The organism is Bifidobacterium leontopitheci, assembly GCF_009193355.1.
Taxonomy (GTDB): Bacteria; Actinomycetota; Actinomycetes; order Actinomycetales; family Bifidobacteriaceae; genus Bifidobacterium; species Bifidobacterium leontopitheci.
The window spans coordinates 74,199-97,670 of sequence record NZ_WBVT01000007.1; the positions used below are offsets into that span (position 1 = coordinate 74,199).

The 23,472-nt window shown below is 64.2% G+C and carries 15 protein-coding genes; 3 read left to right on the top strand and 12 right to left on the bottom strand.

Features of this window, described 5'->3' with window-relative positions; translation table 11 throughout:
- Window positions 1–67 precede the first annotated feature (67 nt).
- The 4 genes from uvrC to F7D09_RS03755 form a co-directional block, all read right to left on the bottom strand.
- Window positions 68–2,596: an excinuclease ABC subunit UvrC gene (gene uvrC, locus F7D09_RS03740; RefSeq protein ID WP_152234073.1), complete on the bottom strand. Its 2,529-nt coding sequence runs from the start codon at window positions 2,594–2,596 to the stop codon at window positions 68–70.
- A gap of 84 nt (window positions 2,597–2,680) precedes the next feature.
- On the bottom strand, window positions 2,681–5,683 hold the full coding sequence (gene uvrA, locus F7D09_RS03745; RefSeq protein ID WP_193312309.1) for an excinuclease ABC subunit UvrA: 3,003 nt from the start codon (window positions 5,681–5,683) through the stop codon (window positions 2,681–2,683).
- Window positions 5,684–5,957: 274 nt separating this feature from the next.
- The gene (locus F7D09_RS03750; protein WP_152234074.1) at window positions 5,958–6,614 is read right to left on the bottom strand and encodes a hypothetical protein; all 657 of its coding nucleotides are present in this window, start codon (window positions 6,612–6,614) and stop codon (window positions 5,958–5,960) included.
- 149 nt (window positions 6,615–6,763) lie between these two features.
- A complete protein-coding gene (locus F7D09_RS03755) occupies window positions 6,764–7,648 on the bottom strand; it encodes a M15 family metallopeptidase (RefSeq protein ID WP_226835924.1) in 885 nt (294 codons plus the stop codon).
- A 364-nt stretch (window positions 7,649–8,012) separates the two neighbouring features.
- Here F7D09_RS03755 and F7D09_RS03760 point away from each other — a divergent pair, with 364 nt between their 5' ends.
- Window positions 8,013–9,614, top strand: coding sequence for an ABC-F family ATP-binding cassette domain-containing protein (locus F7D09_RS03760; protein ID WP_152234075.1), 1,602 nt, complete (start codon window positions 8,013–8,015; stop codon window positions 9,612–9,614).
- Between the two features lie 108 nt (window positions 9,615–9,722).
- On the top strand, window positions 9,723–10,736 hold the full coding sequence (locus F7D09_RS03765) for a cation diffusion facilitator family transporter (RefSeq protein WP_152234076.1): 1,014 nt from the start codon (window positions 9,723–9,725) through the stop codon (window positions 10,734–10,736).
- Between the two features lie 94 nt (window positions 10,737–10,830).
- Here F7D09_RS03765 and galE read toward each other — a convergent pair whose 3' ends face one another.
- The 3 genes from galE to F7D09_RS03780 all read right to left on the bottom strand — a co-directional run bounded on the left by galE (window position 10,831) and on the right by F7D09_RS03780 (window position 14,639).
- A complete protein-coding gene (galE, locus tag F7D09_RS03770; RefSeq protein ID WP_152234077.1) occupies window positions 10,831–11,847 on the bottom strand; it encodes a UDP-glucose 4-epimerase GalE in 1,017 nt (338 codons plus the stop codon).
- A 210-nt stretch (window positions 11,848–12,057) separates the two neighbouring features.
- Window positions 12,058–13,551 carry a UDP-glucose--hexose-1-phosphate uridylyltransferase gene (locus F7D09_RS03775; RefSeq protein WP_152234078.1) on the bottom strand — a complete coding sequence of 498 codons (1,494 nt, stop codon included), beginning with the start codon at window positions 13,549–13,551 and terminating at the stop codon, window positions 12,058–12,060.
- Window positions 13,551–14,639 carry a phosphotransferase enzyme family protein gene (locus tag F7D09_RS03780; protein WP_152234079.1) on the bottom strand — a complete coding sequence of 363 codons (1,089 nt, stop codon included), beginning with the start codon at window positions 14,637–14,639 and terminating at the stop codon, window positions 13,551–13,553. Before F7D09_RS03780 ends, F7D09_RS03775 begins: the two co-directional genes overlap by 1 nt.
- A gap of 284 nt (window positions 14,640–14,923) precedes the next feature.
- Here F7D09_RS03780 and F7D09_RS03785 point away from each other — a divergent pair, with 284 nt between their 5' ends.
- Window positions 14,924–16,075, top strand: a complete 1,152-nt coding sequence (locus F7D09_RS03785; protein ID WP_152234080.1) for an ROK family protein — start codon at window positions 14,924–14,926, stop codon at window positions 16,073–16,075.
- Window positions 16,076–16,188: 113 nt separating this feature from the next.
- On the opposite strand, the gene F7D09_RS03790 is transcribed toward F7D09_RS03785, so the two are convergent.
- The 5 genes from F7D09_RS03790 to F7D09_RS03810 form a co-directional block, all read right to left on the bottom strand.
- A complete protein-coding gene (locus F7D09_RS03790) occupies window positions 16,189–17,118 on the bottom strand; it encodes an ROK family protein (protein ID WP_152234081.1) in 930 nt (309 codons plus the stop codon).
- 171 nt (window positions 17,119–17,289) lie between these two features.
- Window positions 17,290–19,542, bottom strand: coding sequence for a 1,3-beta-galactosyl-N-acetylhexosamine phosphorylase (gene gnpA, locus F7D09_RS03795; RefSeq protein WP_152234082.1), 2,253 nt, complete (start codon window positions 19,540–19,542; stop codon window positions 17,290–17,292).
- A gap of 201 nt (window positions 19,543–19,743) precedes the next feature.
- Window positions 19,744–20,694, bottom strand: coding sequence for a carbohydrate ABC transporter permease (locus tag F7D09_RS03800; RefSeq protein WP_152234083.1), 951 nt, complete (start codon window positions 20,692–20,694; stop codon window positions 19,744–19,746).
- Complete coding sequence (locus tag F7D09_RS03805; RefSeq protein WP_152234084.1) at window positions 20,694–21,653, bottom strand: carbohydrate ABC transporter permease; 960 nt, start codon at window positions 21,651–21,653, stop codon at window positions 20,694–20,696. The genes F7D09_RS03800 and F7D09_RS03805 overlap by 1 nt, the downstream gene beginning before the upstream one ends.
- A 212-nt stretch (window positions 21,654–21,865) precedes the next feature.
- Window positions 21,866–23,182, bottom strand: a complete 1,317-nt coding sequence (locus F7D09_RS03810) for an ABC transporter substrate-binding protein (protein ID WP_152234085.1) — start codon at window positions 23,180–23,182, stop codon at window positions 21,866–21,868.
- Between the last annotated feature and the right edge of the window lie 290 nt (window positions 23,183–23,472).

Sequence of the window (23,472 nt, forward strand, 5' to 3'; positions counted from 1 at the left end):
CGCCTCGCCTTGCACGGTTGGCGGCCAGCAAAGTGCATGCAATCGTACGCCGGCGGCAATCTGCTGATCAGTCGTGTGTATGTATGTTGGCTGTTGCGTCCGTTTTCGTATCCGTGTCGTCGTCTTCAGTGTGCAATGCGGCGTAGATGGCTTTGGCTTTGGATGCGCCTACGCCTTTGACCTGCATGAGATCCTCCATGCTGGCCGAGCGCATGGCGCGTACGGAGCCGAATTGTTTGAGCAGCCGTTTCTGGTAGGCTTCGCCGACGCCGGGGATGCCGTCCAATGCGGAGCGCAGCGCTCCTTTGCGGCGGGTCTGGCGATGGTATGTGATGGCGAAGCGGTGGGATTCGTCGCGCACGCGTTGCAGCAGGTACATGCCTTCGGACTGGCGTTTGAGGATGATCGGATAGTCGTCGTCCGGCACCCACACCTCTTCGAGACGTTTGGCGAGGCCGCACAGGGCCACGTCGTCCACGCCGCAGTCGGCCAATGCCTTGGCCGCGGCCATCACCTGAGGTTTGCCGCCGTCGACGACGATGAGGTTCGGCTTATAGGCGAACCTGTGGCGGTCAGTGTTCTGCCGGACGACTTGGTCATGGTCCTTCCGTATGCTCATGGATTCACCTGTCGCGCAGGCGACGGTGGTGCCCGGCTTCATATCGGCGGTCACGGCAGGCGTGCAGGCGGCATCGGTTTGAGCTGAACCCGCCGCGTCCGCTGTCTCGTTGTCGACTGCGGAGGCTTGGGCGTGTTCGGCGCGCCGCTCGTTGTCGATGCTGTCGCCGGTGTCTCCGGCGATGTTGCCGTGTCTGAACCGTCGGGTGAGCGTCTCGTACAGGGCGCTCAGGTCGTCCACCGCGCCTTGGCCGTCCTTGCCGCGGATGGCGAAACGCCGGTATTCGCTTCGCTTGGCGATGGCGTCTTCGAATACGACCATGGAGGCGACCTGGAATGCGCCGCCTATGGTGTTGGAGATGTCGTAGCATTCGATGCGCAGCGGAGCCTGCGCAAGACCCAGTGCCTTGGCTACGTCATTCATGGCGTCGGTGCGCGCGCCCATGTCGCTGATGCGGCTCATCTTGCTGCGTTGGAGCGCCTGGCTGGCGTTTTCCGTGGCACGGTCCATGAGGGCTTTCTTCTCGCCGCGGCTGGCCACGCGGATGGTGACTGATGCGCCGCGCAGTCCGGACAGCCAGCCTTCGAGCTCCTCGCGGCGGGTCGGTTCCACCGGCACGATCACTTCGCGGGGCACGGGGGCGACCGGCGCGAGCAGGTCGGCCCTGCCGGTCTGGTCTTGACGCTCGTGGCGTTCTCGGGTGGCTTGGGCCCGGTCCGTGGCGTTCACGGCGGTCATGCTTTGCGTGGAGCCGATTGCGTCGCGCTGTTCGCGGATCGCCGTGCCCGACGCGGGAAGGTTCGCGTCTTCGCCGCCGGCGGCATTGGACACTGGCCCTTCCGCCATGGTGTCTTCCCTGCGCGGGGCGTTCGGCGTCATGCGTTTGGCTTCGGCGTCAGCGTCCGCATACACCTGCACGATGAGGTCGGCGATGAGCTCGGCGTCGGTGACGTCCTCCACGCGCTCCACGCTCCAGTTGCGTTCGCCTCGGATTGAACCGTCGCGAACGGTGAACGCATGCACGGATGCTTCCAGTTCGTCGGAGGCGAGGCCGAACACGTCGGCGTCCACTCCCTGGTCGAATACGACGGCGTTCTGCTGCATGACGGTCTGCAGCATCTGAATCTCGTCGCGCAGCCGGGCCGCCTTCTCGAATTCGAGTTCGGCGCTGGCCGCCTTCATGTCCCGCGTGAGCTGGGCCACGTAGGATTTGCCGAGTCTGCCGGTCATCACGCCCACGAGCCGCTCGCACATGCGTCGATGTTCGGCTGGCGTGATGCGCCCCACACAGGGGGCCGAGCATTTGCCGATGGATGCGAACAGGCATGGGCGTCCGGTCACCTGAGCCTTGTGGAACACGGATTGGGTGCAGGTCCGCACTGGGAAGGTGCGCAGCAGCCTGTCGAGCGACTGCCGAAGCTCCCACACTTTCGCATAGGGGCCGAAGTACCGGCTGTCGCGGCGTTTGCGGCTGCGGGTCACCCACACGCGCGGGTAGTCATCCCCCGCCGATATGGCCAGATACGGGTAGGTCTTGTCGTCGCGGAACTGCACGTTGAAGCGTGGGTCGAACTCCTTGATCCACGTATATTCGAGCGTCAGGGCCTCCAGCTCGGTGCCTACCACGGTCCATTCGAGGCTGCGCGCGGTGAGCACCATGGTCTGGGTGCGGGGGTGCAGCAGGTACAGCGGCTGGAAGTAGCTGGTAAGCCGGTTGCGAAGGCTTTTCGCCTTGCCCACGTAGATGACGCGCCCCTCGCCGTCGCGCCACTTGTACACGCCGGGTTGGGCGGGAATGTCGCCGGTCTTGGGGCGGAACAGGTCGCGCGTGTCGCCGAGCAGCGGGGCCCCGTTCACGTTCACGCCTGTGGATGAGGCCGTCGGGGCCGCCCCGTCACTGGGCTCATGCCTCTGCCGCAATTCATCTGCGGTCCTGCGCCACACTTCCGGCGCATGTCGTTCGATGTCGTTGGTCATAATGGCTCCCTCAACAAACGTAGGACTATGCCACACGCCGGCGCCTGCCCGAACATACACCAGCTTTCGAGGAAGGCCCCGCCGTCAGCGTGCATCCTTCAGCATCGGGCCGAGGAACCGTCCCGTCCAGGATTCGGCGCATTGCGCCACCTGTTCGGGCGTTCCGGCGGTGACGACCGTGCCGCCGCCGTCACCGCCTTCGGGTCCGAGATCGACGATCCAGTCCGCGGACTTGATCACGTCGAGGTTGTGCTCGATGACGATGACCGTGTTGCCCTTGTCCACTAGCCCCTGCAGCACGAGCAGCAGTTTGCGCACGTCCTCGAAATGCAGGCCGGTGGTCGGCTCGTCGAGGATGTAGACGGTCTTGCCGGTCGATCGCCGCTGCAGCTCGGTGGCGAGCTTCACGCGCTGGGATTCACCGCCGGACAGGGTGGGCGCTGGCTGCCCGAGCCGGATGTATCCGAGCCCGACCTGGACGAGGGTGTCCAGATAGCGCGCGATGGACGGGTACGCCTTGAAGAACTTGGCGGCCTCCTCGATCGGCATGTCGAGCACGTCGGAGACGGTCTTGCCGTTGTACTTCACCTCGAGCGTCTCCCTGTTGTACCGTTTGCCGTGGCACTCCTCGCATTCCACGTACACGTCGGGCAGGAAGTTCATCTCGATCTTGAGCGTGCCGTCGCCATGGCAGGCTTCGCATCGGCCGCCCTTCACGTTGAACGAGAACCGTCCCGGGCCATAGCCGCGCACCTGCGCCTCCGGGGTTTTGGCGAACAGGGTGCGGATCTTGTCCCACACGCCGGTGTAGGTGGCGGGGTTGGAGCGTGGTGTGCGCCCGATCGGGTTCTGGTCGACGTGGATCACCTTGTCGCACAGGTCGACGCCTTCGATCCGCGTGTGCTTGCCGGGCACGATGCGGGCGCCGTTGAGCTTGTCGGCGAGCACCGGGTAGAGAATCGAGTTGACCAGCGTGGATTTGCCCGACCCGGACACGCCAGTGACCACGGTCATGACGCCGAGCGGGAAGTCCACGGTGATGTTCTTGAGGTTGTTCTCGCGTGCGCCGACGACGCGCAGGCGTCTGCCGGCCTGCGTCTTTCGCCGTGCCTGCGGCACTTCGATGGCCCGGCGGCCGGCGATGTAGTCGCCGGTGATGGAGCGTGGAGCCTCGGTCAGACGCTTCGCCGGCCCGGAGTACACGACCTCGCCGCCGTGTTCGCCTGCACCGGGGCCGATGTCGACCACCCAGTCGGCCTTCTCTATGGTCTCCTGGTCGTGTTCGACGACGATCAGCGTGTTGCCGAGGTCACGCAGATGGTGCAGCGTCTCGATCAGACGCTCGTTGTCGCGCTGGTGCAGGCCGATCGACGGCTCGTCGAGCACGTACATGACGCCGACGAGGCCCGAACCGATCTGCGTCGCCAGTCGGATGCGCTGCGCTTCGCCGCCGGACAGCGTCTTGGCGGCGCGCGACAGTGTCAGATAGTTAAGCCCGACGTCGTTGAGGAAGCAGAGACGGGCCCGGATCTCCTTGAGCACTTCGCCGGCGATCTTGGCCGCCGACCCTTCGAGCTCGAGGCCGTTGACCCAGTTCAGCTCGTTCTCCACCGGCATGTCGCACACGTCGGCGATGGATTCGCCGTCGACGGTGACCGCGAGGACCTCCGGCCGCAGTCGCTTGCCGCCGCATGCCTGGCAGGGCACCTCACGCATGTACGACTCGTAGCACTGCTTCATCTGGTCGGAGTCGGTCTCGTGGTACCGCCGCATGAGCGTGCGCACGACGCCTTCGAAGCCGGTGCTGTACTCGCGCAGCCGACCCCAGCGGTTGCGATATGAGACGTTGACCTTGAAGTCATGGCCGTACAGGATGGCGTCACGCACGTCCTTCGGCAGGTCACGCCATGGCGTGCGCATCGAGAATCCCATCTCGTCGGACAGGCCTTGCAGCACGTGACCGTAGTACTCGGTGGCCGTCTTGCCGCCGCCCCATGGCTCGATCACCCCGTCCGCCAGGGACTTCGAGTCGTCGGCGATGACCAGATCCGGGTCGATCTCCAGCTTGTATCCGATGCCGTCGCATTCGGGGCATGCGCCGTACGGCGCGTTGAACGAGAACGTCCTCGGTTCGATCTCGTCGAGCTGCAGCTGGTGTCCGTTCGGGCAGGCACGGTGTTCGGAGAACGGCTGCCTGCGCTCGGGGTCCTTCTCGTCGCGATCCACGAAATCGGCGACCATGACGCCGCCGGACAGGCGCAGCGCTGTCTCCACGGAGTCGGTGAGCCGCTGTCGGATGCCGTCCTTGATGACCAGCCGGTCCACGACGACTTCGATGGTGTGCTTCTTCTGCTTGGTGAGCGTGATGTCGTCGCTCAGCTGCATCATCTGCCCGTCGATGAGCGCTCGGGCGTAGCCGTCGCCGCGCAGCTGTTCGAGCAGTTCCACGAACTCGCCTTTGCGTCCGCGCACCACAGGGGCGAGGATCTGGAAGCGCGTCCGCTCCTCGTTGCGTAGCAGCGTGTCGACCATCTGCTGCGGCGTCTGCGCGCTCACCGGCTCGCCGCACACCGGGCAATGCGGCTTGCCGGTGCGCGCGAACAGCAGTCTGAGGTAGTCGTAGATCTCGGTGATGGTGCCGACCGTGGAGCGCGGGTTGCGGTTCGTGGTCTTCTGGTCGATCGACACCGCCGGGCTGAGGCCTTCGATGAAGTCGACGTCCGGCTTGTCCATCTGGCCGAGGAACTGGCGGGCGTACGCCGACAGCGACTCCACATAGCGTCGCTGCCCTTCGGCGAACAGCGTGTCAAAGGCGAGCGACGACTTGCCCGATCCGGACAGTCCGGTGAACACGACCATGCGGTTGCGTGGAATCGCAAGGTTCACATTCTTCAGGTTGTGTTCGCGCGCCCCTTGGATGGTGATCTTGAGGTCGTTGGGGATGCGGGAGATGTCGGCGACCAATGACGAATCGGAACGCACCATCGGAGCCTTGCGGATCTCGCGCGTGAGGAACGTGTCGCTGCTCATCACACGTTCCACCACGAGGTCGCCACTCCCCCGCCTGTCAGCAGTCTGCCGTGCCATATCCCCGCCTTTCCATGTCGTATGCCCGTCGCACACCTGTAGTCGTCATGACCGCGCCCCCATTCACCCACGATTCTGCGGGTGCGCGGCTCGCCATTGCCCACCACCATACCCAACCGCACGACATTTGTCGAACTCATGTTCGATAGCGTGTCGTGCGTAGGTGACGCGGCAAACGAAAAGGCGGATGCGCCGAAACGCACCCGCCCACCAAAGAAACAAACGGCGGCCGCCGCGACACCGCATCACCTGCGTGACGCGGCAGCCGACAGCGTCACTGCTGGCGCTGCTGCAGCCAGCCGACCATGAGGATGATCACGCCGGCGAGCAGGCCGAGCAGCGAGAAGAAGTTGATCCAGCTGATCGCCGTGTACGCGGAGGAGTAGCCGTAGGTGTTGTCGGAGAACAGGAAGACCAGCCATCCGAGCAGGCGCAGGCCGGCGGCGGCGACCATCGCGATGAACGAGGCCATCCTGAACCATGACGGGCCGTGCTTGACGGCGTTCAGGCCGATGACCCACACGGCCAGCATGGCGGTCAGCTCAAACCAAGGGCCGTTGCCGAACAGCAGGCGGTAGCCGAAGTTGTAATCCGAGTTCTTTGCGGCGCCGACGAGGGCGAGGAACGTCAGGAACGTCTGGATGCCGATGAACACGACCAGCAGGATCGTGGAGACCTTGGTGACCTTGCGCACGTCCATCGTGTCGAGGAAGTTCGGGCCCTGCGGCTGCTGCGGGTAACCCGGCTGCTGCGGGTAACCCGGCTGCTGCGGATAGCCCGGCTGGGGCTGGTATCCGTAGCCCGGCTGAGGCTGGCCCGGCTGAGGCTGCTGAGGGTACCCGTAACCCGGCTGGGACTGCTGCGGCATCTGCGGCGCATACTGGGGCGCGGGCTGGGGCTGACCCGGCTGAGGCTGCTGAGGATATGACATGATTGCTTCTTTCCTGTGTCGTTTCCGATAGCAATGTCTCCAATATACCGCGCCGACGCGCAACGGCATATGTCATACGCTCATTTTCAGCCGTCGATTCCATGCAAGACCCATGGGCGGTTCATGAACGAATCCTGCAAGGACCGGTCTCATGAGGCGTACTCCTCCAACGTCACCCCGGATTCGCGCATGGCTTTCGCCGCCTCCTGCCCGACGTACCGGTAGTGCCACGGCTCGTAGTCGTTGCCGGTGACCGCGGTCGCGTTCTTCGGGTAGCGCAGTATGAACCCGTACCGCCATGCGTTCGCGGCAAGCCACGAGTGCTCGGCCACACTGTCCTGCGTGCTGCGAGCGCCGACCTTGTTGATGTCGACGGCCAGGCCGAGCTCGTGTTCGCTGGTGCCGGGCTGCGCCACCCATTTCTTGGCTTCCTGGGTCGCGGCCGCCGTGCTCATGCCGTCGTTCTCGTACAGGAACCGTTTCTCGTCGAACAGCTGACGCTGCCGTTCGTGCGTCCTGTAGCCGGATGTGACTTCGGGGTGCAGCCCAGCCGCGCGCATGTCGTCGAACATGCGTTGTAGGTCCGGGTAGATGCGCGAGTCGACCTGTTCGCCGTTGGCGAGTTTCACGAGCTCGGGCGTGGGATATGCGTCGGGGATGCGGTGCCACTGGTTCACGACGATGAGGTTCCATCGGTCGGCGGAGTATGCGGCTTCGGGCAATGTCGAGGATGGGGCGAACGGACCCCATCCGGCGAACCGTCCCAGGCCGAGCAGTGTTCCCGCGATGAGCGCGACGACGGCGAGCGCCAGGGCCGTCGCGCGTGTGAGCGTGCGGGTGACGCGTGCGCGTCGGTAGTCGGCGAATCGTCGTATGTCGCCTTGTGTGGGTGTGCCTTGTGTGGAGTGTCTCTGTGCGGTATGGCCTTGTGTGGTATGGTCGCCGATGGCGTGGTTGAGGTTGGCGTAGTCGTGCAGGGGGTGTTCGCGCATGCCGGCGACGGTCGGGTCGTAGGGGTGGTCCGTGATGGTCATCGTCGTGTTCCTTTCCGCATGGTCTTGTGTGGGTCGGACGGTTGTGCCGTGGTGTCTCGCCGGTGGCTGCGGCAGGGTCTCTTATGGTTATGAATCGTATGGTTTTCAGGGGTTTTCGGCTATCGCCCAGCGGTATGACATCGGGTATCGTCCCCGGGGATGAGCTGTCTGTGATGACTGGTGCGCACGTGTGCCTGCGGTATGGTGCTGGGGCGGCGCGGCGTCGGTGCCGTCGACTGGCGTGGTTGCGTGGCCGTTGCGGTCGGTACGGTTCCGCTATGATGGTCGGTTGGACTTCGCATGGCGTGTTTTCGGCCATGCGCCGGCATACGGGATTACGGACGGAAGGACGGACGGGGACATTATGGCTATCGATGCGCAGGGACTTGAGATTCAGATCGGCGCGCGCACGCTCCTGCATCCTACGGACTTCCATGTCGCCAAGGGTGACAAGATCGGTCTGGTGGGCCGTAACGGCGCGGGCAAGACGACGCTCACCCGTGTCATCACCGGTGATATGCTGCCGACGGCCGGCAAGGTGCGTGTTTCGGGCAAGCTGGGGTATCTGCCGCAGGATACGCATGCGGCAGATCAGGAGCAGACGGCGCTTGACCGTATGATGAGCGCGCGTGACATCGCCACGATCATCCGTCGTATCCGCAAGGCGGAGAAGGAGATGACCGATCCGGATCCGGATGTGATGACGAAGGCGATGAACCGGTATGACAAGGCCATGCAGGATTTCGATAAGGCGGGCGGCTATGCGGCGCAGTCGGAGGCGATCGCCATGGCGGACAGCCTGGGTCTGCCGCAGGATGTGATGCAGCGTCAGCTCGGCACGCTGTCGGGTGGTCAGCGTCGTCGTATCGAGCTTGCGCGCATCCTGTTCTCGGATGCGGACACGTTGATTCTGGATGAGCCGACGAACCATTTGGATGCCGATTCGATCGAGTGGCTGCGCGGGTTCCTCAAGCGGTATGAGGGTGGGTTCCTGGTGATCTCCCATTCGACGGAGCTGTTGGATGAGGTGGTCAACAAGGTGTGGCATCTGGATGCGCAGACCGGTCTGATCGACATGTATTCCCTTGGATGGAAGGCGTATCTGCATCAGCGTGTCGTGGATGAGGAGCGTCGCCGTCGCGAGCGCGAGGTGGCGGAGAAGAAGGCGGAGCGGCTGATGAAGCAGGGCATCCGTCTGCATGCGAAGGCCACGAAGGCGGTGGCGGCGCAGAACATGATGCGTCGTGCGGAGAAGCTGTTGGAGAACACGTCGGAGGCGCAGAAGAAGGACAAGGTCGCGGACATCCGCTTCCCGGAGCCTGCGCCGTGCGGCAGGACGCCGATCATGGCGAAGGACATTTCGAAGGCGTATGGGTCGAACATCGTGTTCGCCGGCGTGAACCTGGCCGTCGACAAGGGGTCGCGTGTGGTGATTCTCGGCTATAACGGCGCCGGCAAGACGACGACGCTTCGGCTGCTCGCGCATATCGAGCAGCCGGACACGGGCGAGGTGGTGTACGGGCATGGCTGCAAGATCGGCTATTTCGCGCAGGAGCATGACACGCTCGACTTGGATGCGACCGTGTTGGAGAATCTCACGCATGTCGCCCCGGAGCTCAACGACACGCAGGCGCGTTCCATCCTCGGCTCGTTCCTGTTCTCCGGCGATGACGCGTTCAAGCCGGCGCGCGTGCTGTCCGGCGGCGAGAAGACCCGTCTCGCCCTCGCCACGCTCGTCACGTCTCGCGCCAACGTGCTGCTGCTCGACGAGCCGACCAACAACCTCGATCCGGCCTCGCGTGACGAGATCCTCAAGGCGATCGCCAAATACGAGGGCGCGATCGTGCTCGTCACCCACGATGAGGGTGCGGTCGAGGCGTTGAACCCGGAGCGTGTGCTGCTCATGCCGGACGGCGACGAGGACCTGTGGAACGACTCGTACCTCGATCTGGTAGCCGAGGAGTAACTGAAGCGTACGCCGCCGGCCCGCAGGCCGAAACCGATGGCCCGTCCATGTCGTGCCGCTTTCTAGAATGTGTGGTGTTTCCATACGATTCAGGGGGCGATGGTCATCATGAGTGACACGAAGGGGATATCCACGGATACGGCAGCGCAGGCGTCCGCATCGCCGCAGGCCAAGCATGCGGGCGCCGCCGTCAAGGCGGCCTTGGCGGCGAACATCGGCGTGGCCGTCGCGAAACTGTGCGCGGCGGTCTTCACCGGATCGTCGGCGATGCTGTCGGAGTCCGTGCACTCCATCGCCGACTGCTCGAACGAGATCGTGCTCATGATCGGCGGCAGGTTCTCCCGGCATCGCACGGACGGCGACCATCCGTTCGGCCTGTACCGTGCGAAGTACCTCGCCTCGTTCGTCGTGGCGACGCTGCTGTTCTTCGTCGGCGGCTTCTTCTCCACGTCAGAGGCGGTGAAGAAGATCGTCGCGGTCCTTGAGAATCCGGCGTTGCGTGACGCGAACCAGATGGAGCTGCTGGCCGCGTTCGTCGTCGTGCTCATCAGCGCCTGTCTGGAAGGCTATGGCCTGCATTCGAGCGCCAAGGAGGCGAACGAGCGCATGACCCGCACGCGCACCCCGCATATGGGCCTGTACCGGTTCTGGGGGCGGACGAAGTCGGCGGAGCTGGCGTCGGTGATCATGGAGGACACGCTCGCCCTGATCGGCCTCGCGTTCGCCGGCATCGGCATCGGACTGGCGATCGCGTTGGACGACGAGCTGTGGGATGCGGTCGGCGGCCTGCTGGTCGGTCTGGTGCTGATCGCCGGATCGTTGCTGCTCGCGTTCAAGTCGGGGTCGCTGCTCATCGGCGAGGCGGTCGACAAGGTCACCCGTCAGGAGATCGTCGACGCGGTCACGTCCACGCCGGGCGTGAACCGTCTGCTCAACATGCAGACCGTGCACATGTCCGAGGATGACATCCTGCTGTGCGTGAAGGTCGAGACGTCGAAGCTCGACCGTGACTTCGACGTGCAGACGGTCGACAAGATCGAACAGTCGGTGCGCTCGGCGCTGCCATGGTACCGTTTCGAGATCTATGTGGAGCCCGACATCTTCCGCGCCGACCACCGCTGACTGCCGACATTCTCGGAAACGCGTAAACTGACAAAGCCGGGGTGCGCATGTGATTCGCATGCACACCCCGGCTTTGCGTTTGAGGCTATAGCGACTAGTCGCGGTAGCCGTTCGGGTTCTTGGTCTGCCAGTTCATCGAGGACGCTGCCATGTCGTCGATGCCCAGCTCGGCCTTCCAGCCCAGCTCGCGCTCGGCCTTGGAGGAGTCGGCGTAGCAGGCGGCGATGTCGCCGGCGCGGCGCGGCTTGATCTCGTACGGGATCTCATGGCCGGCGGCCTTCTCGTACGCCTTGATGACCTGCAGCACGGAGTAGCCGTGGCCGGTGCCGAGGTTGTAGGTGAACACGCCGGGCTCGTCGATCTTGTTGATGACGGCGACGTGGCCCTTGGCAAGGTCGACGACGTGGATGTAGTCGCGCACGCCGGTGCCGTCGGGCGTGTCGTAGTCGTCGCCGAACACCTGCACGGCCTTGAGCTCGCCGATGGCGACCTTGGCGACGTACGGGGTGAGGTTGGCCGGGATGCCCTTCGGGTCCTCGCCGATGAGGCCGGATGCATGGGCGCCGACCGGGTTGAAGTAGCGCAGGATGACGACGGTCCAGGAGTCGTCGGCCACGTGCACGTCGCGCAGGATCTGCTCCTCGAACAGCTTCGTGGTGCCGTACGGGTTGGTGGTGCCGCCGGTCGGGCTCTCCTCGGTGAGCGGCAGGCTCTTCGGCGTGCCGTACACGGTCGCGGACGAGGAGAAGATGATCTTCTTCACGTTGTGCTTGCGCATGGCCTTGAGCAGCACGATGGTGCTGTTGAGGTTGTTGTCGTAGTACTCGATCGGCTTGGCGACCGACTCGCCGACGGACTTGAGGGACGCGAAGTGGATGACCCAATCGATGTGGTTCTCGTCGAAGACCTTGTCCATGAAGGCTTCGTCACGCACGTCGCCCTCGTAGCTCTTGATCTTGCGGCCGGTGATCTGCTCGACGCGCTCGAGCGACTTCGGCGAAGAGTTGCAGTAGTTGTCGACGCACACCACGTCATAGCCCTGATTCAGCAGTTCGACGTCAGTGTGGGAACCGATGTACCCGGCACCGCCGGTGACCAGAATGGTCGTCATGATGCTCTCCTTGCATTCATCCGTGGGAGCGCGGGCGGCCGCCGTCGGCAGTGCGCCCGCACTCCCCCATGTACACAATCTCAGTATATCACATATTCACATTACCGACCAGTTTCTCACAAAATCGAACATGTTTTTTCTGTTTCGATCCGTCCGCCAGGTCGGCATGAAAAAACGCCCCGCCGGAGGAACGGCGGGGCGTCAGGTCGGTCACTCGGCCACGAAGCCGTGGTCCTTGAGGAACCCGAGCGTCAGCTGCTTGTCCTTGAAGACGGCGGTGTTGCCGAGGATACGCTCGCATACGCTGCCGAGCTCGTCCTGGACGGCCGCATGGATGGCGTCGCGGTCACGCTCGCCGTCCAGCTTGGCGGTCAGTTCGTCCCATTCGAGGGTGAACTCGCCGACCCCCTCAGGCAGCGGCTCGCCTGCGGCCAGCGCGTCCTCGATGAGGCCGAGCTGGCGGACCAGGCGGCCGGGGAGGATGAACAGGCCCTGCGCCTCGATCAGGCCGATCGGCTCCTGCTTGACGGGCCAGAACTCCGGGTGGGCGTGGAAGATGCCTTCGGGCAGCTCCTCGCTGACGCCGTTGTTGCGGAAGATGAGGCTCATCTCGTAGCCGCGGTCGGTGATGACGACGCTCGGGGAGACGGCGGAGCGCTTGCCGTCCTCGCCTTCGCACACGATGTTCAGCTCGGGGTTGGTGTAGTTGATCCACGCCTCGCGGATCTTGTCGCTCACCTCGACGATCGTGTCGCGCGACTTGGAGACGACTCGCACCGCAGTGCCCGGCCAGTCGAGGATCTCGACGGTCGCGTCCGGGTATTCGGGCAGGCTCAGCGTCGCCCACGCGGCGGCCTTGTGCATCGGCAGGTGCTCACCGCCGCCCTGATAGTGGTCGTGAGCGAGCACCGAGCCGCCGATGCGCGGCAGCGCGGCGTTGCAGCCGAGGAAGTATCCGGGGAACCGGTCCACGAAGTCGAGCAGGTGGCCGAACGTCGAACGGCTGACGTGCATCGGCGTGTGGTCGTCGTTCACGCAGATGCCATGCTGGTAGAAGTAGCCGTACGGCGAGAACTGCCAGAACCACGGGTCGCCGCCGAGCGTGACGGGCACGGTGCGCAGCGTGCGCTTGTTGCGCCCGGCGAAGCCCTCGTTCTCATGGCAGATCGTGCAGGACGGGTATCCGCCGGACACGGCGTTGCCGGCCGCCGCCTTCTTCATGTTCTTGAACTCGGGCTTGGCGAGGTTGATGGTGATGACCAGGCCGTGCGAGTCGAAGCGCGGGTTGCGGTCGAGCACCGCCTTCTTGACGTAGTTATTGGCCACGCAGTAGTCGTAGAACCATCGCATGGCCTCCATGCCGCCGTGCTCGCGCTCGACCTCGACGAAACGGTCCTGGATGGACGACGGCGTGCCGGACAACAGTCCCATGACCACGTCGGCGTACACCGGGCCCTCGTCGGCGTCGAACAGCCCGGCCGCCACGCCGGCCTCGCGGAAGGCGGCCAGCAGGTCGTCGGGCATGGCGTCGTCGCTGGTGGCGCCGGTCGGACGGTACGAGTCGAGCGAGAACAGCTCGAACAGGCGGTTGCGGGTCCAGTCGGCGTCGCGCGGGTCAAGGTCGAGGCGCTTGCCGGCGTAGTCGACCAGCGCGTCGATGGCCGCGTACACGGATTCCAGCGGCGTCTTGCTCTCTTCTGCCATCAGCGGGCGGTCCTTTCCATCACGTCGTCGACGATGCTCTGGATCTCGTCGGCCTTCTGCTCCATCTCCTGCACGAGCTTGATCTGCGTGCGGGCGCGCACGAGGTTGTGCTCGGGGTACTTGGTGGCGAAGTAGGTGTCGCCGGCCAGGTAGTCGGCGAGGAAGCGCATGCCGCACTCCATGGTCATCATGTTGCCGGCGAAGGCGAACAGCTCGGCCTCGCGCGGCGCGATGCTCTCGCGCACGGCGCCGATGAAGCCCTCGGCGTACGCGCGGAAGTACTCGGTGCTGAAGTGCACCTTGTCGAGGTCCTTCTCGTCCTCGAGCGCGGTGGAGGCGCCGAAGCGGATGGAGTCGCCGAAGTCGTAGAGCATGGAGCCCGGCATGATGGTGTCGAGGTCGATGATCGCGCGGGCCTTGCCGGTCTCGGCGTCCATGAGGATGTTGTTCAGCTTGGTGTCGTTGTGGGTCACGCGCAGCGGGATGGAGCCGTCGGCGAGGCCGTCGACGATGCGAGAGTACTGGTCCTCGTGGGCGAGGAAGAAGTCGATCTCCGGCTGGCAGGTGGCGGCGCGGCCCATCTTGTCCTCGGCCAGCGCGGCCTTGAAGTCCTTGAAACGGCTGGGCGTGTCGTGGAAGTGGGCGATGGTCTCGGTCAGCTGCGAGGCGTCGAAGCCGGCGAGGAAGTTCTGGAACTCGCCGAACGCGGCGCCGGACTCGCGGAACACGTCCGCGTTCGGCACGAGGCTGTAGGACTTGGTGCCCTCGATGAAGGTGTAGATCCTCCAGGCGCCGCCCACCTCCTCGTTCTCGATGTAGCTCGCGCCGTCCTTGGTGGGGACGATGGTGAGCGTCTCCTGGCCCTTGGAGCGCAGGTAGGCGGTGACGAGCTCGATGTTGCGCATGAGGTGCACGGTGTCCGGGAAGATGTCGGTGTTCATCCGCTGCAGGATGTAACGTTCCTTGTCGGTGACCACCAGATAGGTGACGTTGATGTGGCCATCGCCGTAGGCGGTGATGCTCTCCACGTCGCCGTCGAGCGCGAAGTGCGCGACAATGCCCGCCAGCTTCGGATCGATGTCAGTCATTGGTACCCTCTTTCTTGTTGCCTCATGGGCGCCGTCGATCGTCATCGTCTCGCCGACCCCCTCTGTTGGAACTACCCCTGCGTCTGTCGACGCAGCCACTTGGCGCACGTTGCACCTGGTATTTGTTAATTATAGTTACATAATTGACAAACCGCTATTCTTCGGCGTTTACAGCGACTCGCCACACGGTTTCATGGGTATAATGGAAACAATGTGGATTTAATGACGAATGCATTTTTCGAAAGCGGATCCGAAAGATTCGAGCAGAAAGAGACGACCACGACATGAACTCGTATGCCAACACCATTTCGTTCCCCCTGCATACCCCGGGCAGGACGGCGAAGGCGAGCCCGGCTGACGTACGCCGCAACAACAGGTCACTCGTCTTCGGCCTGCTGTTCCCGAACGGCCAGCTGTCCCGGGCCGAGCTCGGACGACAGACCGGACTGTCCAGGGTGGCCATCTCCGGCGTGGCGAACGGCATGCTCGAGGAGGGGCTCATCTGCGAAAGCGGATACGACGCCAGCGCTTCGGCCAAAGGCAAGCGCGGCACCCTGCTGAGCATCGACACGACCAGGCTGCACATCATCAGCGTGGACCTCTCCCAGGAGCATCTCGTGCAGGGCGCGGTGACCGACCTGCTCGGCACGCCCCAGCAGCGCATGGAGATGGCGCTGGGGCCCGACAACGACATCAACGCCGACATGATCGTGCAGCTGGTCGACCAGCTGCGCACCGACATCGACTCGGATGCGATCATCGGCATCGGCATCGCCGTGACCGGCGTCGTCGAGGATGGCGTCATCCGCGAGTCCACCGTGCTCGGCTGGCATGACCTCGACCTGCAGTCCATGCTGGAACGCCGCTTCGGCTTCCCCGTGACGGTGAGCAACGACGTGGTCTGCTCGATGCTCGCCGAACGCTTCTTCGGCAAAGGCGACAAGAGCATGATCTTCATCAAGATCGACCGGGGCATCGGCGCGGCCACGCTGATCGACGACGTGACGGTCATCGGCCAGAACCACGCCGGCGGCGAAATCGGGCACATCTCCCTCGATCCGGAACACGGACGGCCCTGCCCGTGCGGCAAGCGCGGATGTCTGGAGACGACGGTCACCTCCCCCGTCATCCGCGACCGCATCCGCCACGCCGGCACCCCCGAGCAGCAGCTGGACGTGATCCGCGCGTCCGGCGAGGAGCTCGCCTCGGCGCTGGCCATGCCGATCGGACTCATGGACATCAACGACGTGTGCGTGTACGGTCCGCCGGACATCGTCAACGAAACGTTCCTCGAAGCGACACAGCGGCGCATCGACAAGGTCACGTCGTCCCAGTTCCATAAGCACACGACGATCCGCCGCTGTCAGGTCGGCTCGGACATCGCGTTGCGCGGTTCGGCCATCGACGTGATCAGGCACTACATCGAGGCGAAGTAGCGACGCCGGTCGAATCGGCCGGACATAACGATTGAAGGGGCTCTCCCGCTTGATTTGCGGGAGAGCCCCTTCACCTTACGTTGTCGGCCTTTTGCCCGACCGACAACCACAGGTCAGGCTTCGGGAGCGGCCCATGCCGCGCCGAGCGCACCGACCGGCTGGTCGAGCTGGGCGAGGCGGATCCGCTCCCCCAGATGCAGGCCGGCAAGGAACGGGCAGGTGCGCTCGCGCACGCGCAGCTCGTCAAGCGTGACGTCAATGAGCGGCTGGCCGGTCTTCGCCATGCCGCCGCCGAAGATGATCAGCCGCGGGTCGTAGGACTGCGCCACGATCTGCACGGCGTCGACGATGGCGTGCGTCACCATGACGAGCACACGCTGCGCATCCGGCTCGCCCTTACGCGCGCGTTCGATGAGATCGGGCATCGGCGGACGGTCCTTCACCGGCCAGTGGCGGCCCACGGATGCGCCGGAGCAGACGGTCTCGAGGCAGCCGCTCTGGCCGCACGGGCAGGGGAAGCGGTTCGGGTCGATCGGGATGTGGCCGATCTCGCCGATGGCGCCGCTGTAGCCGTGCTGCACCTTGCCGTCCGTCACGATGCCGGCGGCGAGTCCGGTGCCGAAGTTGAGGAACACGACGGTGCCTTCGCCGTGCGAGCCGTCGACCATGCGCGCGGCGCCGACTGCGGCAGCGTTCACGTCGTTCTCCACGTAGACGGGGATGCCGAGACGCTCGCCGGCGAGGGAGCCGAGCTCGAGCGTGTCGATGTCGAGGTTGACGACGTGCGCCACGCGGCCGGTGGCGGAGTCGACCTGGCCGGGGATGCCGATGCCGACAGTGGCGACGACGCCGATGCGGTCGCCGGCCACGGCCTTGGTGATGGCGACGACATCGTCGATGACCTGGTCGTTGCCTCGACGTGCGGGGATGCGTTCGGTGGCGAGGATGGCGTCGTCGGGCCCGACGAGCACCGCTTCGATCTTGGTGCCGCCGATGTCGATGCCGACGCGGAGCTTCGCGTCCTGCGCCTGTGATGCTGTCATGATGATGGTTCCTTGTCTCGCAGTATGGGGCAAGCAACGGCTGATGCCATTCCTTGCCCCGGTATTCATGTGGTCATGTGATTGGGTATGGGCGTCCCCTCCGCAGGAAGGAGAACAAGAACGGCGGGACACCCTTACCCAAGTGTTGTCGATGGCTGCTGGCGGTATCCGTCAGATGGTGCGCCACGCGATGCCGCTTGGCTCGAGCGCGATGCGTTCGATGCGGCCGTCCTCGCGCTCCACGTAGGTGGACTGCGCACGATCGGTGTTGTTGACCACGCAGTAGCAGCCGGCCTTCTCGAAGACGGCGACCTCGCACTCCGGGTTGGAGGAGCTGTAGGCCGCGTACTTGTCCTCGTTGTGGCTCGCGTAGAACAGGATGCGCTCGAGCAGTCGCGCGTTGGCGGCCGAGTAGGGCAGGCCGGACACGTACACGCCGCGGCCCTTGCCGTACTCGTTGACCGCCAGCTGCACCTGACCGCCGTCCGCGCGCAGCAACGTCACGTCCTCGTTGACCGGGAACGTGTTGAGGACCGGCTCGCCGAAGTCGATGCCACCGACGACGCCCTTCGCCTGGCCGCCGCCGCAACCGGAGAGCGGCTTGCGGTAGCCGGCGTCGGCGAACTGCTGCAGCACGCCCTCCTTGAGGTGCACGTCCGCGGTGATGAAGTGCTCTGGGGTGACCGGCGGGAAGTACTTGTCGATCGACAGCGTCTGGTAACGCTCCTCGTCGACGCCGAGCACGTCCGCCAGCTGGAAGAACTGGCCCTGGAACCACTGCGAGCTCGGCTCGCCGACGCCGACCAGGGCGCCGCCCGCGTGGACCCATGCGCGCAGGGTGGCCGCAAGCTTCGGGTTCTGCGCCCAGATCGCGCCACCGGAGAACGCGGTGTCGACCGGGCCGCCGGTGACGATCACGTCGATGTCGTCGTCCACGCCATGCTCGAGCACGTCGTCGAAGCTGATGAACCGCACGTTCACGCGCATGCCGGACAGCGCCTCGAGGATGCCGTAGTACGAGTACGTCTGCTTGTTCGGCAGCGCGTGCGCGACAGTGTAGGCCATCCAGGAGCGCATCTTGCCCCAGCTGTTCAGGATGGCCACGTTGAGGATGCCCTTGGCGGCCTCTCCCTGCGTGCGGTCATGGATGTCGCGGAATTCGTCGGCGATGTGCTCCACCGCGTCGACGAACTTCGGGAACTTCGCGGCCAGGGAGAGGTAGCCGCCGTAGCCCATGCGGGCGATCGGGGAACGCAGGATGGCGCGGCGGGCCTTGCGCCAGTTATCCCACGCCTCGATGCTCGGGTCGTTGCCCTCATAGAACGTGTCGGGGAAGAAGTACGGCAGGAAGCGGCCCTCGGTGTAGCGCACGCCGGGGATGTCCGCGATCATGCGCGTCGTGGTGCCGTCGCCGATCGAGCCGACGACCGCGTCAAGGCCGAGGTCCTCGAAGCCGTCCTTGTACGGCTCGGTGCCGATCCACTGGTCGCCGAGGAACATCATCGCCTCCTTGCCGGCCTCGTGCGACATGGCGGCGAGCTTCTTCACGTTCGCCCGCACGAAGCCCGACAGGAAGTCGATCCAGTCGCGCTGCGCCTTGCGCGGCACACGCCACGCGGAGTTGTAGGAGCCGCCGTCCACGAAGTCCTCCGGGCGCAGGCGGTAGCCGTACTCCTTCTCGAAGTCGTCGAGCGCGGCCGGCGAGACCGTGCACGCGCAGCCGAACCAGTCGACCACCTTTTCACGGCGCTTCTCGTCGAACAGCAGCGTGAACTGGTAGAAGAACGTGGTGAAGCGGACCACATCCACCTGCGGGTTGTCCTTGAGCCACTTCGCGAACGTGTCGAACACGAACTGGCGGGTCGCCGGATGGTAGATGTCGAACGGGATCTCATGCTCCTTGTCACCCCAGTCGTTGGTGAGGTGGTTGTACATCTCGACCGGATCCCAGATGATGTACGCGAGGAACGAGACCGTGTACTGGTGCATGGGCTCGATGCCGGTGATGTGCACGGTGTCGGAATCCGGGTCAAGCGACCAGTGCTCGGTCGGCACGACCTCGCCGGTGGAGCGGTCGACGACCTCCCAGTACTTGTGCGGGTCGGCGTCGCGGTTCGGCTTGAGCTGCTCGTCGAAGAAGCCATCCATGAGCGGGACGTCAACGCTGTCGGACTCGGCCAGCACGCGCTTGGACAGCAGGTAGACCTGCGGGGTCTCGTCCATGTGCAGCGTGATCCACTCGTTGTGCGCACGGGTCGGGAAGTAGGCGGTGTACACCTTCATGCCGAGGTCGACGACTTCATCGTCGAGCTGGGTGCCGTCTGAGTTGCGGACCGCATCCGCGCCCCACAGGCGGGACAGCTCCGCGGTCTTCTCCGCGAAGTTCGACTCGCTCGGAATCGTAAAACGACCAGAAGTGGACATCAATGTTCTCCTTGGTTGATGCTGTTGATGGTTGGTTGCGGACCTTCCACTCTGGAGGCCCTCAAGCTATGCAGAACAATAAAAACGGCTTGGGGCGGGGCTGATCCCACCGCCCCAAGCCGGTGTCGGTGATGATCCGCCGGCGACCGCTACGGCGGAAGCAGACGTGCCATCGATTGAATTATTGGCGTTCCAAGACGATCAGCCCTTGACGGCGCCGGCGGCGAGGCCGGCCTGCCAGAAGCGCTGCAGGCACAGGAACAGGATGATGACGGGGAGCACGCCGAGCAGTGCGCCCATCATCAGGGCACCGCGCTCGTTGAAGGTGGCCAGCGAGACCATGCCGTACAGGCCCAATGTCACAGGCTGCAGCGAGGTCTTGGAGAGCATCATCAACGGGAGCAGGAAGTTGTTCCACGTGGCGACGAACAGGAACAGGAAGATGGTCACCATGGCCGGCGCGAGCAGGCGCAGCACGATGGTGAAGAAGATTCTGGCCTCGCTTGCACCGTCGATGCGGGCGGCCTCGAGCAGTTCGTCAGGCACGGAGCTCTGCGCGTACACGCGGCCCAGGAAGAAGCCGAACGGCGAGACGCAGCACGGGATGATGATGGAGATCATCGTGTCCGAGATGCCGAGCATGTGGAAGATCGAGTACTGCGGGATGGTCATCAGCGCGGCGGGCATCAGCATGGAGGCCATGATGATGCCGATGACGACGCCCTTGCCGCGGAACTTGAACTTGGCGGTGGCGTAGCCGGCCATCACGGAGACCAGCGTGCCGATGACGGCGGAGACGCCGGAGTAGATGATGGAGTTGAGCACCCAGCGCCAGAACATGCCCTTCGTGTAGTCGATGAGCACGTTGTAGTTCCTGGCGATGGCGGCCGGAAGATCCTGCAGTCCGACGGCGAACCAGACGCCGTTGCTGGCGGTCATCTGGTGCGGGGTCTTGGTGGACGCGATGAGCGCCCAGTAGATCGGGAACAGGAAGTAGATCAGCGCGAGCACCAGCACGACGATGGTCAGCACCTTGACGGGTGCGGACGGCTGCATCGAACGGGGCAGGTCGTTGGCGTGGCGGTCGCGGATCTTGTCGGCCTTCTTACGGGCACGAATCTGTGCCTTGGTTTCAGCGCTTACAGCAGTCATTACTCGTTCACCTTCTTCTCGGCAAGGGCATAGAGGGCGGCGAGCACGCCGGCGATCAGTGCCATCATGATGGCGACGGCGGACGCAGGACCGTCACCGCCAGGGGTGAGCGTGTTCTGCGACGTGTTGAGGGCCATCATCATCGGTGTGAAGTACTTCGGAATGCCGGGGTCGGCGGTGGCCATGACCTGAGGCTCGTTGAAGAGCTGGATGGTGCCGACGATGGAGAGCAGCATGGCGAGCAGTGCGGCGCCGCGCACGTTCGGCAGCTTGATCCTCATGGCGACCTGGAAGCCGTTGGCGCCGTCGATGCGGGCCGCCTCGTACAGGTCGTGCGGGATGGCCTGCAACGCGGCCATGAAGATGAGCATGTTGTAGCCGGTGAAGGTCCAGGTCGTGATGTTCGACATGGAGCCGATCAGGATGCTGTTGTTGAAGAAGTCGACGTGGATGCCGATGGCGGCGAGGCCCTTGACGATCGGGGAGATCTGACCGTTGTAGAGGAACACCCAGATGATGGAGGCGACGACGCCGGGGATGGCGTACGGCAGGAAGTAGCCGAGGCGGAACACGGTGACGCGCTTGACGATGAAGGAGTCAAGCAGCATGGCCAGTGCAAGGGCGCCGATGATCATGATCGGCACCTGGATGACGGTGTAGAGGAGCACGTGCCCGACACCGGTCCAGAACCTGCTCGATGTGACGACATACTGGAAATTCATCAGGCCGACGAACTGGTTGGTGATCTCGCCGCCGCCGTATGCGCCGCCTCCGGAGGCGACCTGACGGAAGAAACTTGAGTAGATTGCCCAGATGATCGGGATGACGAACACGATGGCGAACAGGATGGCGAACGGCGCCATGAACGCCCAACCGGTGCGGTTCTCCCTCTTGGCGGCACCCGACCGCTTCGGTTTCGCACTGCGCGCGGGCGCAACGGCATGGGTTGTTGTAGTCATTTCAGACTGCCTTTCACTACTGGCCGTGCCCGACGCAGGACACGAGAACAGCTGTAAGGTTCGCAACGAATCCCCCGATCCGCCGCGATAGGGTTGCATGTATTGACGTGGTTAAGATTGCCATGATAAAGGAAGGCCGGAGTTTTATGCCTCCGGCCTTCCTTTATCTTCGAGGCATCCTAGGCCTTGGTCCTATCGGACCTCGGCGAAGGTCACTCCTTGACCGACAGGTTCTTGCTCTTCAGCGAGTCGATCGAGGTGGTCTGGGCGGCGGAGAAGATGTCCGACACCTTGCCGGAACCGTCCGCGGCCTTGGCGGCGGCCTCGTTCATCGCGGTGCCGACAGCCGAGTAACCCGGGATGTAGGTGAAGTCGCCCATGTTGTCGTTGGCGGTGATGAACTCCTTCATGATGTCCTGGCCGCCGAAGTACTCGGACCAGGTGCTCAGGGTCTTGGCCTCATCGCTCTTGGCGGCGACGACCAGGCCCTGGGAGATCAGGCCCTCGACCTGGGTGTTGAACCAGTCGAGGAACTCCATGGCTTCCTTCGGGTGCTTGCTGTTCTTCATGACGACGACGCCGGAGCCACCGTCGGGGCCGGTCTTGCCGCCGTTGTCGAACCAGTCGCCGAGCTGGGCGACCTGCCACTGGCCCTTGCCGGAGTCACCGATGGAGCTCATGATCAGCGGGGCTTCCCAGCCGGCGCCGATGGTGCCGATGAGCTCGCCCTTCTGCAGGGAGGCGTCGAAGGACGGATCCCAGCGCGGGTTGGTGTTCAGCGCCTTGGCGTCGAGCAGCTCCTGGTAGACCTTGGCCACGGCCTTGGAACCCTTGGTGTCGGTGTTGACGACCCACTTGTTGTCCTCGACCTTGTACCAGCCGCCGGCGGCGCCGGACAGGCCGGACAGCATGTTGGCTGCCTCATCGGGCTCGAGGGCCAGGATCTGCTTGCCGGACTCGGCGGCCTTCTTGGCGGTCGCGATGAGCTCGTCCTGCGTGGTCGGTACCTTCAGACCCAGCTTGTCGAACTCGGTCTTGTTGTAGAAGTAGACCAGCGGGCCGGTGTCCTGCGGCAGGCCGTAGTACTTGCCGTTGACCTGCATCAGGCTGAACGGGCCGGAAGCGAAGTCCTTCTCATACTGCTTGGCGTACTGGGTGACGTCCTGCAGCAGGCCGTTGGTGTAGGCCTCGGGGATTTCGGCGTAGCCGAGCTGGGCGAGGTCGGGGTCGTTGCCGGCCTCGACGTCAGTCTGCAGCTTCTTGCTCATCTCAGCGGCCTTGCCGTTGAACTTGGTGGCCTTGACCTGGATGTTCGGGTGGGAGTCGTTCCAGCCCTTGATGATCTCGTCGACCGTGGTCATGCCTTCGGAATCAGGCAGACGGTGCATGTAGGTCAGCGTGATCTTCTCATTGCTGCTGGTCTCTCCGTTGCCCTCGCTGTTGTTCGTGGACGAGCCGCAACCGGCCAGGGCGATGCCCATGACGGCCAGCGACGCCAGACCCGCGAGCAGACGTTTCTTAGCAACCATATTTCTACTCCTCCATTGAATGGATGTTGCCTCTTCCTCGTGGCAACTACAGAAAACTATAAAGGCATGTTCGATAATTGTCAACTTTCTTAACATTTGTGTCGTGTCACCGGTCACACGAGCGGTCGGCTATCCCTCGGAATCCCGCTCGGCAGTAGCGCTTACAGGTTTTTGTAAACTTAATTTACAAATAAACAAAAACATGAACGCCACATACCAATCCGGGCGAGTCGCGGCCTTGGCCGCCCCACCGCCGCCGGGAAAACCGTCCCTCCGGCGTGTCGTGCCCG